Origin of the sequence: Clavibacter sp. B3I6 (assembly GCF_030816895.1) — a bacterium.
Lineage (GTDB): Bacteria > Actinomycetota > Actinomycetes > Actinomycetales > Microbacteriaceae > Clavibacter.
On record NZ_JAUSYL010000001.1, the window covers coordinates 1508119 to 1523041 of the forward strand.

The window sequence follows — 14923 nt, forward strand, 5'->3', positions numbered from 1 at the left end:
GCACCGCATGAAGCACATCCACACCGGCACGGGCCTCGACGTCGGCCGCATCGGCCTCGGCTGCATGGGCATGAGCGCGTTCTACGACGGCGCCGGCCAGGACGACGCCGAGTCGATCCGCACCATCCACCGCGCGGTCGAGCAGGGCGTCACGCTGTTCGACACCGCCGAGGGCTACGGCCCCTTCACCAACGAGCGGCTGGTCGGATCCGCCCTCCGCGACCACCGCGACGACGTCGTCATCGCGACCAAGTTCGGGATCATGACGCACGCCCCGGGCAAGGACGCCGAGGACTCCACGCGCGGCATCGACAGCTCCCCCACCAGCATCCGCATCGCCGTCGAGGCGATGCTGCAGCGCCTCGGGACCGACCGCATCGACGTCCTCTACCAGCACCGCGTCGACCCGGCCGTGCCCATCGAGGAGGTCGTCGGCGTGATGGCGGAGCTCGTCGAGGAGGGCAAGGTCGTGCACCTCGGCCTGTCCGAGGCCGGGCCCGACACGATCCGCCGCGCGCACGCCGTGCACCCCATCTCGGTGCTGCAGAGCGAGTACTCCATCTGGACGCGCGACCCCGAGCAGGACGTGCTCGGCGTGCTGCGCGAGCTCGGCATCGGGCTCGTGGCCTACTCGCCCCTCGGTCGCGGGTTCCTCACCGGGTCCATCACGAGCCCCGCCGACCTGTCGACCAGCGACTACCGGGCCTCGAACCCGCGCTTCGCAGAGGAGGCGTTCACGCAGAACATGCGCATCGTCGACGCCGTGAAGGCGGTGGCGGGCGAGCTCGACGCGACGCCCGCGCAGGTCGCGCTCGCGTGGATCCTCGCCCAGGGCGACGACATCGCGGTGATCCCCGGCACGAAGCGCGTCGCGCGCCTCGATGAGAACGTCGCCGCGGACGCCCTGACGCTCTCCGCCGACCAGCTCGCGCGGCTCTCGTCGCTGCCCACCCCGGTCGGCGACCGCTACGAGGACATGACGCCCCTCGGGCGCTGATCCCCGGCACGGCAGCGGGCCCGGTCGCCTCGGCGTCCGGGCCCGCGGTGCGCGCGGCGCGGCACGCGGGATGCGACCTGCGGATGACGCGGCGCCGCCGTCCCCCCTTGTATCGTCTCTCGATGGATCGACATTCGATGCACGAAGGAGGACCCGGCATGGCGACGGCGACGAGGATCGGCGTGAAGGCGCTCGTGGCGCTCGGGATCGTGGTGGAGGCGCTCATGGTCTCCGCGGCGACGGGCCCGCTGCGCGAGAGCGAGGCCGACCTCGACGGGCTCGTGGTGCCGGTGGCGGTGTGGATCGTCGCCGTCACGCTGTGCGCGCAGGCGGTCCTCGTGATCATCTGGCGGCTCACGTCGATGACCGCGAGCGACGCCATCTTCGACCGGCGCGCGTTCGCGCTGGTGCGGGCGATGATCGCGCTGGGCGCCGTCGCGACGGCCCTCGCGGTCGCCGCGTTCGCGGGTCTCGCGGCCGCGGGCATCACGCCGCCGGCCGTCATGGTCGCCCTGGTCGGGGTGGCGGCCCTCTGCGCCGCCTTCTGCCTCGTGCTCGTGACGATGAGCGGCCTCCTGCGTCGCGCCGCCGCCTCGCACGCCGAGCTGGCGGAGGTCGTCTGATGCCGATCGAGGTCGACCTCGACTCGCACCTCGCCGCGCGCGGCATGACGGTCGCCGAGCTGGCGACCGCCATCGGCATCACGCCGGCGAACGTCTTCGTGCTGAAGAACGGACGCGCGAAGGCCGTGCGGTTCTCGACCCTGGAGGCGATCTGCCGGGTGCTCGACTGCCAGCCCGGCGACGTGCTGTCGTTCCGGGAGGGCTGACGGCGTCAGGCCTCCTGCTCGAGCCCCCGGCGCCGGTTGGCGAGCACGGGCAGCGTGCCGCGCGCGGCCTCGACCGCGGAGGTGTCGACGTCCACGACGAGCAGCTCCTCCTCGCCGCCGAGGCGGTGCAGCACCTCGCCGAGCGGGGAGATCACGGCGCTCCGGCCGATGCCCGTGGGCGCGCCGCTCGCGGGGTCGTGGCCGCGGGATCCGGCGGGCAGCGTCGCGGGGTCGCCCTGGCCGACCGCGACCACGAAGGAGGTGGAGTCGAGCGCGCGGGCCCGGAGCAGGAGGTCCCACTGGTCGGCCTTGCCGGGGCCGGCGCCCCAGCTCGCGCACACGATGCTGACCACGGCACCGCGGTCGGCGCCCGCGAGGAACAGCGCGGGGAAGCGCACGTCGTAGCAGGTGGCGAGCGATGCGCGCGTGCCGCCGACCTCGATCACGGCGATGCCGTCGCCCGGGTCGACCGCGTCGGACTCGCGGAACCCGAAGGCGTCGAAGAGGTGGATCTTGTCGTACGAGGCGGCGCCCGCCGCCTCCGCGCCCGCGGGGCCGGGCGACGAGGAGCGTGTTGCGGACGCGGCCGTCCGTGCCGGGCGTGAACATGCCCGCGACGATCACGACGCCGAGCCGGTCGGCCACCGCCCGGACCCCGGTCGCCCACGGGCCGTCGAGCGGCTCCGCGACCTCCGGGAGCGGGTTGCCGAAGGCGCGCTGCGCCGCCTCCGGGAACACCACGAGCTCGGCGCCCTGCCGCGCGGCGTCCTCCGCGAAGCGCTCGATCCGTGCGAGGTTCTCCGCGGGCTCCGGGGAGCTGATGATCTGGGCAAGCGCGACTCTCATGGTCCTCCTCGTGATGTATACATAGCGTATGCGAGAACGGGCGGGTGATCCAGGGGCCCCGACCGGCGCCCTCTCGGGTCGCGCGCGGGCCTACGAGTTCCTGCACGCGCACGTGCTCACGGACCCCGACCAGCAGGGCGCGTTCCTCAACGAGCAGGAGCTCGCGGAGCGCATCGGCGTTTCCCGCACGCCCGTCCGCGAGGCCCTGCTGCTGCTCGCGGCCGACGACCTGGTGGAGATGATCCCCAAGCGCGGCGCCCGCATCCCCGTCATCACCGGCCGGGAGATCGGCGAGCTTATGGAGCTGCGCGGCGTGCTCGAGCGGCACGCGGCCACGAGCGCCGTCGAGCACGACCGGACCCCGCTCGACGCGATGCGCGCGGTGCTCGAGCAGCAGCGCGCGATGGTGGCGATGCCGCCGCGCGAGAGCGGCCGCGAGTTCATCGAGCACGACCGCCGCTTCCACCAGCTGCTCGTCGACGCGGCGGGCAGCGAACTGATGAGCCGCACCTACGCGAAGCTCCGCGCCCGCCAGATCCTCGTGGGCGTCGAGGCCCTCTACCGGGCGACCGACCGGCAGGACCGGGTCTGCGAGGAGCACGCCGTCATCGTCGACGCGCTCGCCGCCCGCGACGCCGAGGCGGCCCGCGACGCGATCGACCGGCACCTCGCCGTCACGCTCGACGTCCTCCTGCGCGCCTGACACGGCCCGCGGCTCCGGCCCCGGCCCCGGCGGCGACGCCGACGGCGCGCCCGCACGCGACGACGCCCGGACCCCCGCGTCGGGGATCCGGGCGTCGCCGGTGCACGGGGTGCGTCAGACGCGCGGCGCGGCCACGCCCTCGGCGCCGAGGCGCACGTACTCCTCGTCCTCGGCCACGTCGGAGTCGCGGCCCATCGCGAGGCCCACGAGCGTGAGCACGACCGCGGCGGTGAGGTACAGCGCGATGCCGACCCAGCTGCCCGTCTCCTCGTAGATGATCGTGAACATCAGCGGCGCGATGGCCCCGCCGATGACGCCGGCGATCGTGTACGCGAGCGAGGCGCCCGTGTAGCGGAGCCGCGGCGAGAACTGCTCGATGATGTACGCCGCCTGCGGCCCGTACATGAAGGAGTGGAAGAAGAGGCCGAGCACGATGCCCACGCCGAGCACGAAGGTCGACGAGCCGTCGGTGATCGCGAAGAAGACGTACGCCCAGACGGCGGCGCCCACCGCGGCGGCGGCGTAGACCGCGCGGCGGTTGATCCGGTCGCTCACGGCGCCCGCGAACGGGATCGTGAACAGCTGCACCGCGGATCCGACGAGCACCGCCACGAGCACCTGGCTGCGCTCGAAGCCGAGCGAGTTGACGCCGTAGGTGAGCGTGAAGACGGTGAAGAGCGCGTAGAGCACGTCGGGTCCGACGCGGGAGAGGATCGCCGCGACGAGCGGGCGGCCCTGCGTGCGGAACACCTCGGAGATGGGCGCGCTCGGGCGGTCGCCGCGCTCCTGCAGCGCCTTGAACACGGGGGTGTCCTCGAGCTTCAGGCGGATCCAGAGGCCGAAGGCCACGAGCACCGCGGAGAGGAGGAAGGCGATGCGCCAGCCCCAGTCGAGGAAGTCCTCCTCGCTGAGGAGCACGGTCAGCAGCGCGAGCGCGCCGTTGGCGAGCAGGTTGCCGGCGGGCGGCCCGACCTGCGCGGCCGACGACCAGAACCCGCGCTTGCGTGGATCCCCGAACTCGCTGGAGAGCAGCACCGCGCCGCCCCACTCGCCGCCGACGCCCACGCCCTGCGCGAAGCGGAGGAGCACCAGGATGATCGGCGCCGCGAGCCCGATGGTCGCGTAGCCCGGCAGGACGCCGATGAGGAAGGTCGCGATGCCGATGAGCAGCAGCGTGAGCACCAGCACGGGCTTGCGGCCGATCTTGTCGCCGAGCCGCCCGAAGACGAACCCGCCGATGGGGCGCGAGACGTAGCCGACCGCGTAGGTGGAGAAGGCGAGGATCGTCGCGGTGTACGGGTCGGACGCGGGGAAGAAGACGACGGGGAACACGACGGCGCTCGCCGCGGAGTAGACGGCGAAGTCGTACCACTCGAGCGAGGTGCCGGTGAGGCTCGCGGTGAAGGCCTTCACGAGGTCGCGCCTGGACGGCTTCTCGGTCGTGGCGGGTGCGCCGGATGCGGGCGCGGGCGTCGCCCTGACGGCGGAGGGGTCGTCGGCCATGGGAGCTCCTCGGTGGGTCATCCGGGCGGCGGATCCCGGGGGTCGGATCCCGCCGGGCGTCCGGTCGGTGTGCTGTATACAGTAGGCATACCGAAGCCCCGGCACCACGGCCGGGAGGCTCGGACCGCATTTCTTCACACGCTCGAAACACACACCGGAGGACCGATGACCACCCTGCGCTTCCAGCTGCCCGACGGATCCACCACGAGCGTCGAGGTCGTGAGCCTCCTCAACGCCGGCTACGCGGGTCGCGACCAGGCGGAGGTGCAGGCGCACATCGCCGAGCTCGCCGAGCTGGGCGTCCCGGGCCCCGAGGTCACGCCCGCGCTCTACCCCGTCGCGCCGTACCTCGCGTCGCAGGCCGACGCGGTGCCGGCGCAGCACGGCCGCACCTCCGGCGAGGCCGAGTGGGCCCTCGTCATCACCGACGACGACGTGCTCCTCACCGTCGCCTGCGACCACACCGACCGCGCGCTCGAGGTGCACGGCGTCGCCTGGAGCAAGAACGCGGGCCCCGACGTCCTCGGCCGCCGCGCCTGGCGCCTGGCCGACGTGCGCGACCGCCTCGACGCGATCCGCCTGCGCGGCTGGGTCGGCGAGGAGGGTGCCGAGGAGCTCATCCAGGACTCGACCCTCGGCGCGCTCCTCACCCCCGACCACTGGCTCGAGGTGCTCGAGCGGCGCGGCCTCCGCGTCCCCGGCACGGTCCTCATCTCCGGCACCGTGGCCATGATCCCGGGCGTCGACCAGTTCGCGTCGCGCTGGCGCGTGCAGCTCGAGGACCCGGCGACCGGCGAGACCATCGACGCCGCCTACCGCGTGGAGCTGCTGCCCGAGGCGATCGGCTGATCCCGGCGCCGTCCGCCCCGCCGACCCGCCCGGCGGGGCGCGGCGGTCCGGTACGCTGAGCGCATCCACCCGCCTCCAGGAAGCCGGAGATCCATCGTGCCCACGATCGTCGTCGAAGTGATGCCCAAGGCCGAGCTGCTCGACCCCCAGGGGAAGGCCGTGGCCGGCGCCCTGTCCCGCCTCGGCAAGGACCGCTTCACCGGCGTCCGCATCGGCAAGCGCTTCGAGCTCACCGTCGAGGGCGAGGTGGACGACGCGCTGCTCGCCGACGTCCAGGCCCTCGCCGCCGACATGCTCTCCAACTCCGTCATCGAGGACGTCATCAGCGTCCACGTCGCCGGCCTCGACGGGTTCGGCGCCTTCGCCGCGGCCGACATGGCCACCGGCAACGTCACCGACGAGCACACCATCGCGGAGGGCGGCACGGCCGACACCGACGTCGCCGCGCACCCGCTCCCCCACGGCTCCGCCGCGGCGGAGCAGCGCTGATGCGCGTCGGGGTCATCACCTTCCCGGGATCCCTCGACGACCGCGACGCCCAGCGCGCCGTCCGTCTCGCGGGCGCCACCCCGGTCGCGCTCTGGCACGGCGACCACGACCTCCAGGGCGTCGACGCGATCGTGCTCCCCGGCGGGTTCAGCTACGGCGACTACCTGCGCGCGGGCGCCATCGCGGCCTTCGCGCCGATCATGCGCGAGGTCGTCGACGCGGCCGAGCGCGGCGTCCCCGTGCTCGGCATCTGCAACGGCTTCCAGATGCTCACCGAGGCGCACCTGCTGCCCGGCGGGCTCATCCGCAACGAGGCCGGCGCCTTCGTCTGCCGCGACCAGCGCCTCCGCGTCGAGGCCACGGCCACCGCGTGGACGAGCGCGTTCGATCAGGGCGAGGAGATCACCATCCCGCTGAAGAACGGCGAGGGCGGCTTCATCGCCGACGCCGACACGCTCGACCGCCTCGAGGGCGAGGGCCGCGTGGCCTTCCGCTACCTCGGCGGCAACCCGAACGGATCCCTGCGCGACATCGCCGGGATCACCAACGCCCGCGGCAACGTCGTCGGCCTCATGCCCCACCCCGAGCACGCCGTCGAGGAGGGCTTCGGACCGGACACCCCGGCCGCCATGCGCTCCGGTGTCGACGGCCTCCGTCTCTTCACGTCCGTCCTCGAAGGAGTCCTCGCGCAGTGAGCGTCCACCCCGATCCCGCATCCGTCCCCACCGAGGCCCCCGCGGGAGAGGGGCAGGGCGCGCGCCGCCACGTCGCCGACACCGTCGCGATGGCCGAGCGCACCCCCGAGAAGGAGCAGCCGTACGCGGCGCTCGGCCTCACGGAGGGCGAGTACCTGAGGATCCGCGAGATCCTCGGCCGCCGGCCCACGAGCGGCGAGCTCGCCATGTACTCGGTCATGTGGAGCGAGCACTGCTCCTACAAGTCCTCCAAGAAGTACCTGCGCCAGTTCGGGCAGAAGGTGTCCGAGTCCATGAAGAAGGACCTCATGGTCGGCATGGGCGAGAACGCCGGCGTCGTCGACGTGGGCGAGGGCTGGGCGGTCACCTTCAAGATCGAGAGCCACAACCACCCCTCCTACATCGAGCCGTTCCAGGGCGCGGCCACCGGCGTCGGCGGCATCGTCCGGGACATCATCTCGATGGGCGCCCGCCCCGTCGCCGTCATGGACGCGCTCCGCTTCGGCGACATCGACGACCCCGACACGGCGCGCGTCGTGCACGGCGTGGTCGCGGGCATCAGCTTCTACGGCAACTGCCTCGGCCTCCCGAACATCGGCGGCGAGACCTACTTCGACCGCGTGTACCAGGGCAACCCGCTCGTCAACGCGCTCGCGGTCGGCGTCCTCCGTCACGAGGACCTGCACCTCGCCAACGCCCGCGGCGTCGGCAACAAGGTCGTGCTCTTCGGCGCCCGCACGGGCGGCGACGGCATCGGCGGCGCCTCCATCCTCGCGAGCGACACCTTCGCCGACGGCGGCCCGACCAAGCGCCCCGCGGTGCAGGTGGGCGACCCGTTCGCCGAGAAGGTGCTCATCGAGTGCTGCCTCGAGCTGTTCGCGAAGGACCTCGTCGAGGGCATCCAGGACCTGGGCGCCGCCGGCATCTCCTGCGCCACCAGCGAGCTCGCCTCCAACGGCGACGGCGGCATGCACATCCGGCTCGAGGAGGTGCTGCTGCGCGACCCGTCGCTCACGGCCGAGGAGATCCTCATGTCGGAGAGCCAGGAGCGCATGATGGCGGTCGTCACGCCGGAGAAGCTCGAGGGCTTCCTCGAGGTCGTCCGCAAGTGGGACGTCGAGACGAGCGTGCTCGGCGAGGTCACCGACACCGGCCGCCTCGTGATCGACCACCACGGCGAGCGCATCGTCGACGTCGAGCCGCGCACGGTCGCGGTCGACGGCCCGGTCTACGACCGGCCCGTCGCCTACCCCACGTGGATCGACGCCCTCCAGGCCGACTCCGCCTCGCGCCTCGCGCGCCCCACCGCGCCCGACGACCTCCGCGACCAGTTCCTGCAGCTGCTCGGCAGCCCGAACCTCGCGGACGCGTCGTGGATCACCGACCAGTACGACCGCTACGTCATGGGCAACACCGCCCTGTCGTTCCCGGACGACGCGGGCATGGTGCGCGTCGACGAGGAGAGCGGGCTCGGCTTCGCGGTCGCGACCGACGCCAACGGCCGCTTCTGCCAGCTCGACCCGTACCGCGGCGCGCAGCTCGCCCTCGCGGAGGCGTACCGCAACGTCGCCGCGTCCGGCGCGACGCCCGTGGCCGTCAGCGACTGCCTCAACTTCGGCAGCCCCGAGGACCCCGAGGTCATGTGGCAGTTCAGCCGCACGGTCGAGGGCCTCGCGGACGGCTGCCTCGAGCTCGAGATCCCCGTGACGGGCGGCAACGTCTCCCTCTACAACCAGACGGGCACGCAGGCCATCCACCCCACGCCCGTCGTGGGCGTGCTCGGCGTGATCGACGACGTCGCGCGCCGCATCCCGTCCGGCTGGCAGGACGAGGGCGACAACATCTACCTCCTCGGCGTCACGCGCCAGGAGCTCGACGGATCCGCGTGGGCCGGCACGGTGCACGACCATCTCGGCGGCGTCCCGCCCGTGGTCGACCTCGCCGCCGAGAGGGACCTCGCCTCGCTCGTCGCGGCGGGCGCCACACAGTCGCTCATCGCGAGCGCGCACGACCTCTCGGACGGCGGCCTCGGCCAGGCGCTCGCGGAGTGCGTGATGCGCTTCGGCGTCGGCGCGCGCGTCTGGCTCGACGGCATCGTCCAGCGCGACGGCGTCGACGCGGCCACCGCGCTCTTCTCCGAGTCCACCGGCCGCATGCTCGTCACGGTGCCCCGCGAGGACGACGTGAAGTTCCAGGGCCTCTGCGAGGGCCGCGGCTACCCGGTGCTCCGCATCGGCGTCACGGACGCCCAGGCGCCCGGCCTCGAGCTGCAGGGCCTGTTCACCCTGTCCGTGGAGGAGCTCCGCGGGATCCACCGCGCGACGCTCCCCGCGCGCTTCGGCACCGCCGTGGAGGCATGAGCATGACCGATCCCGCATCGATCCCCGTCTGGTCGCCGTCCCTCGCCGAGCTCACCGAGCGCGTGCCGCTGCCCGAGGGCGCGGACATCCAGATGGGCCCCGTGCTCTACGACCACGACGGCACCGAGCTCGAGGGCCTGCTCGCGCGCGACGCCGCGCTGGGCGGCCGCCGCCCGGCCGTGCTCGTGATCCACGACTGGTTCGGCGTCGGCGGGCACGTCGCCGCCCGGATCCAGATGCTCGCGCGGCTCGGCTACGTCGCGTTCGCCGCGGACGTGTACGGCCGCGACGTGCGCCCCGGCCCGGCCGAGGCCGCCGGCGTCGCCGGCGCGTACTACGCCGACCTCCCGCTGATGCGCGCCCGCGTACAGGCCGGCATCGACCGCCTGGCCGCGGAGCCCGACGTCGACCCGTCGCGCATCGCCGTCATGGGCTACTGCTTCGGCGGCAGCGCGTCCCTCGAGGTGGCCCGCGCCGGCGCGGACGTCAAGGCCGCGATCTCGCTGCACGGCAGCCTCGTGGTGCACGAGCCCGCCGACGTCGAGCATGTGCGGGCCGCGATCCTCGTCCTCACCGGCGCGGACGACCCGATGGTCCCCGACGAGAAGGTCGCCGCGTTCCAGGCCGAGATGCGCACGCGTCCCGCGATCGACTGGCAGGTCGTCAGCTACAGCGGCGCGATGCACGCGTTCTCCGTGCCGGGCGTGGACGCGCCCGACCACGGCGCGCAGTACCAGGACCGCGCCGAGCGCCGCTCGTGGCGCGCGCTCACGGACTTCCTCGCCGAGCACCTGGGCTGATCCGCCCCGCCTGGCGGATCCCTACACGGATCGACGACACGCCGCCACCGGGTTGCCATGCCGGATCGCCTCACGTAGACCTGAGCATGCAGTTCACGCGTCCGCCACGTGCCGTTGGTGCCCCGACGGGGCTCCTGCGCGCAGGCTGATCACGCGAGAACACGTGCGACCCGAGGAGATCTCCATGATGGCCAGCGGCGGATTCAGCCGACGCGACCTGTTCGACGGTGCCGGATCATCGGATCCGGGCGTCGGACGCCCCACCCGCGGTTCCGGCACGGCGCTCCTCGAGCGGCCGCGCGCGGACGAGACGACCACCACGACGGACGGCCCCGACGGCACCGCGGAGGCGGACCCCCCTCCGTCTCGGCCGGCGGCAGCGACGCGCGTCGCTCCCGCCCCGCCCCAGCAGGCGACCATCGGCTCGGCCGAGGGTGACCTCGTGCACGTCATGACCTGCAACATCCGCCTGGCCCGCGCGTCCACCGAGCCCGGCGACCCCGACCACTGGGCCGACCGCGAGCCCGTGCTCGCCCGCTTCCTCCAGCTCGAGCAGCCCACCGTGCTCGGCGTGCAGGAGGCCCTCGCGGCCCAGCTGCCCGCCATCGCCCGGGCGCTCCCCCACCACCGCATGCTCGGCTACGGCCGCGACGGCGGGTCCGGCGGCGAGTACAGCGCGATCTTCTACGACGAGCGCCGCCTCGACGTGGTCGCGTGGGACCAGTTCTGGCTGTCCGACCTGCCGGAGCTCATCGGATCCCGCTCCTGGGGCTGCAGCACCACCCGCATCGCGACGTGGGCGCGCTTCCGCGACCGCCGCAGCGGCGCCGAGTTCGTGCACCTCAACACGCACCTCGACCACGAGTCCGAGCTCGCGCGCGTGAAGAGCGCCGACCTCATCACCGAGCGGCTGCAGGAGGTCGCCTCGGGCGCCCCCGTCGTCGTCACGGGCGACTTCAACGCGCCGGCCGAGGAGTCGGCGGCGTACGACATCCTCACGCGCGACGCGGGCCTCGCCGACACCTGGACCACCGCCGCGCACCACGCGACGCCCGGCATCGGCACCTTCACCGCCTACGGCGCGCCCGTGCCCGAGGGCGAGCGCATTGACTGGATCCTCGCGGGCGACGGCGTCGAGGTGGTCGACTCGGCCATCAACCCCTACACGTTCGAGGGCCGCTCCCCCTCGGATCACGCCGCCGTGCAGGCGCTCGTGCGCCTCGCCCGCACCGCCTGATCCCGGCCGCCGCGCCGCCCGCGGAGGGTGGCCCGGCCGCTCGGACACCGCATGTCATGATGGTGTTCGAGCGGCCCCGTGATCGCAGCGGCTGACGGGGTCACCGGCTCGCCGCTGCCGCGGACCCCACCACGATTGGATCCACCCCTATGCCCGCACGTCGCATGGCCCGGGGCGCCGTCAGCGCCCTCGCCGCCATCCTCCTGCTCGCCGGGTGCACCAACGGCTCAGCGGCGCCCACGTCCGCGCCCGGGACCCCCGGCTCCGACGGCACGCTCGAGCCGACCGCGACCGCCACGACGGCGCCCGAGGACCTGATCCGCGTCGCCGTCATGGGCGACTCGAACACCAACGGCTTCGTCGGCACGCTGGAGCAGGGCCGCGAGCAGGGCATGGCCTACGTGGACTACGTCGTGGGCGACCCGATGACCTTCGTGGGCGGCTGGGGCAACGACGGCGCGACGAGCACCTTCATGGCGGCGAGCACGCCCGCGATCGAGGACGTCGACGTGGCGCTCATCATGATCGGCACGAACAACCGCGCCTCCGGCGTCCCGGACACGCAGCTCGACGCCGACATCCTGCAGACGGTGGGCAAGCTCGCGCCGAAGGAGACCGTGATCCTCGGCATCCCGCCGCAGAACGCCGCGCCCGAGATCCCGCGCGAGGTCAACGCGCACCTCGAGGCGTTCGCCGAGGCGCAGGGCTTCGACTACTTCGACCCCTGGAAGAACCTCACCACCAAGGCCGGGAAGTGGCGCACCGAGTTCTTCCGCGACGGGATCCACACCACCATGAAGGGCTACAAGCTCATGGGCGCGGAGGTGCGCAACCACCTGCGCACCGAGGTCCTCGAGGGCGCAGCCGCCCAGAAGTAGGGGCATCCCCCCGCCCTCCCGCCGTCGGACCGGCCGTTAGGGTCGAAGCGGTGCGTCCATCGCCGTGCCCGCACCAGAGGAGAGCCCGCGTGACCAGCACCGTGACAGTGAAGAGCGAGACCGGTCGGAAGATCGAGTTCCTCGAGGCCGTCCGTGGCGTCGCGTCGTTCATCGTGGTGCTGCAGCACCTCGTCGCCCGCGCAGTACCCGGCGTTCGAGGAGTTCAGCCGCGAGTGGGTGGACGCCGGGCGCGTGGGCGTCGTCGCGTTCTTCCTGGTCAGCGGCTACGTGATCCCGCTCAGCCTGCAGCGGCAGGACACCCGCACCTTCCTCGTGCGCCGCCTCTACCGCCTCTTCCCCCTCTACTGGCTCGTGCTCGGCCTCATGATGCTGTGGGTCGCCACGACCGGTGAGGGCGAGCTCGGCGGGCCCCTGACGATCATGGCCAACGTGCTGATGGTGCAGGGCGCCGTGGGCATCTACACGATCGTGCCGACGGCGTGGACCCTCGGCATCGAGCTCATCTTCTACGGCCAGTCCCTCGTCGCCAAGCTCCTCGGCCGCCTGGATCGGAGCGTCGGCCTGGGCTACGTCTGGCTGGGCGGCTTCGTCGCGGCCGCGGTGGTCGGGCGGGTCCTGGAGCGCGAGCTGCCGTGGACGCTGCCGCTCCTCCTCTACACGGCCTCCCTCGGGCACGCGATCCACCTGCGGGACCGCGACGGATCCACCGCGTGGCGCGGCCTGCTCGTGGCCGGCGCCGTCGGCGTGCCCGTGTTCGCCTACCTCAACGGCGGACAGGACCCGGCGTGGCCGCCGTTCGACTACTCCGTGTCGTTCCTGCTCGGCCTCGGCCTGTTCTTCGCCTTCTACGCGTCGCGTCGGGCCGCCCACTCCCGGGTGCTCATCTGGCTGGGCGCGATCTCGTACGCCGCGTACCTCCTGCACCCGCTGGCCTACCGCGTGATGCGCGCCGTCGGCGTGCCCGAGGGGGCGCCCCTCGTCGTCGCGGCGATCGCCGCGACCCTCGTCGCGTCCTGGCTCGTGCACCGCTTCGTCGAGGTGCCCTTCATCGGCGTCGCGCGGCGCCTCACGCGCAACGCGACACCCGCGCGCACCCGCCGGCACTGACCCGCGCTCCTGCGGATCCGGCAGCACCGACTCCGCTCCCGCTCCCCCGGCTTCGACGGCACTGACCCGCGCTGCCGCTCTCCGGATCCGGCCGCGCAGCCTGCGACGCAGCGCACCGCGGCACCCGCACCGGCGGTCGACCGGCCGCGCGACGACGGCCGCGCCCTGACCGGACGACGACGGGCGCCCCTCCCGGAGGAGGAGCGCCCGTCGTGGCGTGCACCGGTGCGGCGCGGGCTCAGCCGGCCGCGGGCTCCTCGGAGCCGAGCGTGGCGAGGAGGTCCGACATGATGGGCGCGAGGTCCGCCGACTGGCGGGCCGTGAGGTGCGAGGAGTCGCCGCGCACCGGGATCCCGTTCACGAAGGCGGGGCACGTGCCCTGGCTGCAGAACCAGCCCTGGGTGTTGACGAACTGCACGGGCTCGCCGACCTCGGTCGCGGCCGCCTGCATGACGCGGGCGTGGCTGATGAAGGAGGGCGACACCTCGGACTTGCAGTCGTCCGGCGAGCTCGTCGGCGTCTTGCACTCGACGAGCGCCGTGGCGGCCGGCGGGCGGGACAGGACGACCACGTCGGTGGCGGCGGTCTTGAGCGACTGCATGGTGGTGAGCGCGCCCGCCTGCCACTCGCGGTCCGCGGCGCCACCGGTGGCCTTGCTCGAGAGGTAGGAGTTGTCGAGGGCCTCGCTCACGAGGACCAGCGCCGGCTTCGTGGCGTTCATCTCGCCCAGCGCCCAGGTGCGGAACTCGCCGCACTCCGTGTACTCCGAGCCGTCCGTGTCGATGCTCGTCACGGTGGAGGCGGGGCAGCGCGCCATGGTGAGCACGCGCACCTTCCAGTCGTCGCCGAGGCTCGTGCGCAGCATGGGGGCGTAGCTGATGGCGAGCGAGTCGCCGAAAATCACCGCGGTCTTCTCGGGGCCCGCCGACGCGTTGCCGTAGACGCAGTGCTCCGTGTTCGCGACCGCGTCCTTCACCCGCGGCAGGTCGGCGCCGAGGCAGCCGTCGCCCGCCCACTCGGGGGCGATGACATCGCGGCCGAAGTCGCCGAACGACTCCACCGCGGGATCCAGCGCCGGCCACTCGTCGGCCGCGAGGGCCTCGGTGATCTGCTGCGTGCGCGTCTCGAGGGCCGTGCCGGTGGCCTCGACGGGCGCCTGCGGCTCCGCGGAGGCCTGCGTGCCGCCCGGGATCTGCGTCGGTCCGCCCGGCTCGTCGCGGACGACCGCGAGCGCGACGACGCCCACGACCGCGACCGCGACGACCGACAGGGACGCGACGGCCATGCGCAGGCGGGCCTTGGAGGACCGGCGGTTGGGCGACTTCTTCGGGTCGAGCCAGTCGGAGCGGCGGATCGGGTCCTCGACGAGGTGGAACGACGCCGTGGCGAGCACGAGGGTCGCGGCGACGGCCGCGCCGTAGAAGGGGAGCGTGCCGGTGCCGAGCACCGAGGCGAGCAGGATGATCGCCGGGAAGTGCCAGAGGTACAGCGAGAACGACAGGCGGCCGATGTAGGTCGTCACCGGGTTCGTGATCGGCGCCATGGCCTTCGAGACGCCGCCGATGCCGAGAGGCGATGACCAGCGCGGTCGACAGCACCGGGAGGAGGC

The 14923-nt window shown here is 73.2% G+C and carries 13 protein-coding genes and 2 pseudogenes; 12 read left to right on the forward strand and 3 right to left on the reverse strand.

What is annotated here, in order from left to right; translation table 11 throughout:
* The first annotated feature begins 7 nt into the window (after positions 1 to 7).
* The 3 genes from QFZ62_RS06990 to QFZ62_RS07000 all read left to right on the forward strand — a co-directional run bounded on the left by QFZ62_RS06990 (position 8) and on the right by QFZ62_RS07000 (position 1826).
* On the forward strand, positions 8 to 997 hold the full coding sequence (locus QFZ62_RS06990; RefSeq protein ID WP_307503461.1) for an aldo/keto reductase: 990 nt from the start codon (positions 8 to 10) through the stop codon (positions 995 to 997).
* A gap of 158 nt (positions 998 to 1155) precedes the next feature.
* Positions 1156 to 1620: a DUF2975 domain-containing protein gene (locus tag QFZ62_RS06995; protein ID WP_307503464.1), complete on the forward strand. Its 465-nt coding sequence runs from the start codon at positions 1156 to 1158 to the stop codon at positions 1618 to 1620.
* Positions 1620 to 1826 (forward strand): helix-turn-helix transcriptional regulator, encoded by a 207-nt coding sequence (locus QFZ62_RS07000; RefSeq protein WP_307503467.1) that lies wholly within the window; start codon positions 1620 to 1622, stop codon positions 1824 to 1826. Before QFZ62_RS06995 ends, QFZ62_RS07000 begins: the two co-directional genes overlap by 1 nt.
* A 5-nt stretch (positions 1827 to 1831) precedes the next feature.
* On the opposite strand, the pseudogene QFZ62_RS07005 reads toward QFZ62_RS07000, so the two are convergent.
* Positions 1832 to 2672: pseudogene (locus tag QFZ62_RS07005) on the reverse strand (carbon-nitrogen hydrolase family protein).
* A 28-nt stretch (positions 2673 to 2700) separates the two neighbouring features.
* Between QFZ62_RS07005 and QFZ62_RS07010 the strand changes: the two are divergent.
* On the forward strand, positions 2701 to 3375 hold the full coding sequence (locus QFZ62_RS07010) for a GntR family transcriptional regulator (RefSeq protein WP_307503470.1): 675 nt from the start codon (positions 2701 to 2703) through the stop codon (positions 3373 to 3375).
* A 114-nt stretch (positions 3376 to 3489) separates the two neighbouring features.
* On the opposite strand, the gene QFZ62_RS07015 is transcribed toward QFZ62_RS07010, so the two are convergent.
* Entirely contained in the window at positions 3490 to 4878 is a 1389-nt protein-coding gene (locus QFZ62_RS07015) for an MFS transporter (RefSeq protein WP_307503474.1), read from the reverse strand.
* 165 nt (positions 4879 to 5043) lie between these two features.
* On the opposite strand from QFZ62_RS07015, the gene QFZ62_RS07020 reads away from it, so the two are divergent.
* From QFZ62_RS07020 to QFZ62_RS07055, 8 genes and pseudogenes are all read left to right on the forward strand, one after another.
* Positions 5044 to 5727 carry a DUF2848 domain-containing protein gene (locus tag QFZ62_RS07020; RefSeq protein ID WP_307503477.1) on the forward strand — a complete coding sequence of 228 codons (684 nt, stop codon included), beginning with the start codon at positions 5044 to 5046 and terminating at the stop codon, positions 5725 to 5727.
* Positions 5728 to 5823: 96 nt separating this feature from the next.
* Positions 5824 to 6063 (forward strand): annotated as a pseudogene (gene purS / locus QFZ62_RS07025) (phosphoribosylformylglycinamidine synthase subunit PurS); the annotation flags it as partial.
* Between the two features lie 152 nt (positions 6064 to 6215).
* On the forward strand, positions 6216 to 6911 hold the full coding sequence (gene purQ, locus QFZ62_RS07030) for a phosphoribosylformylglycinamidine synthase subunit PurQ (RefSeq protein ID WP_307503480.1): 696 nt from the start codon (positions 6216 to 6218) through the stop codon (positions 6909 to 6911).
* Entirely contained in the window at positions 6908 to 9271 is a 2364-nt protein-coding gene (purL, locus tag QFZ62_RS07035; protein WP_307503483.1) for a phosphoribosylformylglycinamidine synthase subunit PurL, read from the forward strand. Before purQ ends, purL begins: the two co-directional genes overlap by 4 nt.
* Positions 9272 to 9273: 2 nt before the next feature.
* Positions 9274 to 10071, forward strand: coding sequence for a dienelactone hydrolase family protein (locus tag QFZ62_RS07040; protein ID WP_307503486.1), 798 nt, complete (start codon positions 9274 to 9276; stop codon positions 10069 to 10071).
* Positions 10072 to 10255: 184 nt separating this feature from the next.
* Positions 10256 to 11308, forward strand: a complete 1053-nt coding sequence (locus tag QFZ62_RS07045) for an endonuclease/exonuclease/phosphatase family protein (RefSeq protein WP_307503489.1) — start codon at positions 10256 to 10258, stop codon at positions 11306 to 11308.
* Between the two features lie 149 nt (positions 11309 to 11457).
* On the forward strand, positions 11458 to 12186 hold the full coding sequence (locus QFZ62_RS07050; RefSeq protein ID WP_307503491.1) for an SGNH/GDSL hydrolase family protein: 729 nt from the start codon (positions 11458 to 11460) through the stop codon (positions 12184 to 12186).
* 153 nt (positions 12187 to 12339) lie between these two features.
* Positions 12340 to 13314, forward strand: coding sequence for an acyltransferase (locus tag QFZ62_RS07055; protein ID WP_307503493.1), 975 nt, complete (start codon positions 12340 to 12342; stop codon positions 13312 to 13314).
* Between the two features lie 238 nt (positions 13315 to 13552).
* On the opposite strand, the gene QFZ62_RS07060 is transcribed toward QFZ62_RS07055, so the two are convergent.
* Positions 13553 to 14857, reverse strand: a complete 1305-nt coding sequence (locus QFZ62_RS07060) for an acyltransferase family protein (protein WP_307503496.1) — start codon at positions 14855 to 14857, stop codon at positions 13553 to 13555.
* Between the last annotated feature and the right edge of the window lie 66 nt (positions 14858 to 14923).

Coding starts and splice junctions, on each gene's coding strand:
- QFZ62_RS06990 (WP_307503461.1), top strand. CDS start 8: ATGAAGCACATCCACACCGGCACGGGCCTCGACGTCGGCCGCATCGGC.
- QFZ62_RS06995 (WP_307503464.1), top strand. CDS start 1,156: ATGGCGACGGCGACGAGGATCGGCGTGAAGGCGCTCGTGGCGCTCGGG.
- QFZ62_RS07000 (WP_307503467.1), top strand. CDS start 1,620: ATGCCGATCGAGGTCGACCTCGACTCGCACCTCGCCGCGCGCGGCATG.
- QFZ62_RS07010 (WP_307503470.1), top strand. CDS start 2,701: ATGCGAGAACGGGCGGGTGATCCAGGGGCCCCGACCGGCGCCCTCTCG.
- QFZ62_RS07015 (WP_307503474.1), bottom strand. CDS start 4,878: ATGGCCGACGACCCCTCCGCCGTCAGGGCGACGCCCGCGCCCGCATCC.
- QFZ62_RS07020 (WP_307503477.1), top strand. CDS start 5,044: ATGACCACCCTGCGCTTCCAGCTGCCCGACGGATCCACCACGAGCGTC.
- purQ (WP_307503480.1), top strand. CDS start 6,216: ATGCGCGTCGGGGTCATCACCTTCCCGGGATCCCTCGACGACCGCGAC.
- QFZ62_RS07040 (WP_307503486.1), top strand. CDS start 9,274: ATGACCGATCCCGCATCGATCCCCGTCTGGTCGCCGTCCCTCGCCGAG.
- QFZ62_RS07045 (WP_307503489.1), top strand. CDS start 10,256: ATGATGGCCAGCGGCGGATTCAGCCGACGCGACCTGTTCGACGGTGCC.
- QFZ62_RS07050 (WP_307503491.1), top strand. CDS start 11,458: ATGCCCGCACGTCGCATGGCCCGGGGCGCCGTCAGCGCCCTCGCCGCC.
- QFZ62_RS07060 (WP_307503496.1), bottom strand. CDS start 14,857: ATGGCGCCGATCACGAACCCGGTGACGACCTACATCGGCCGCCTGTCG.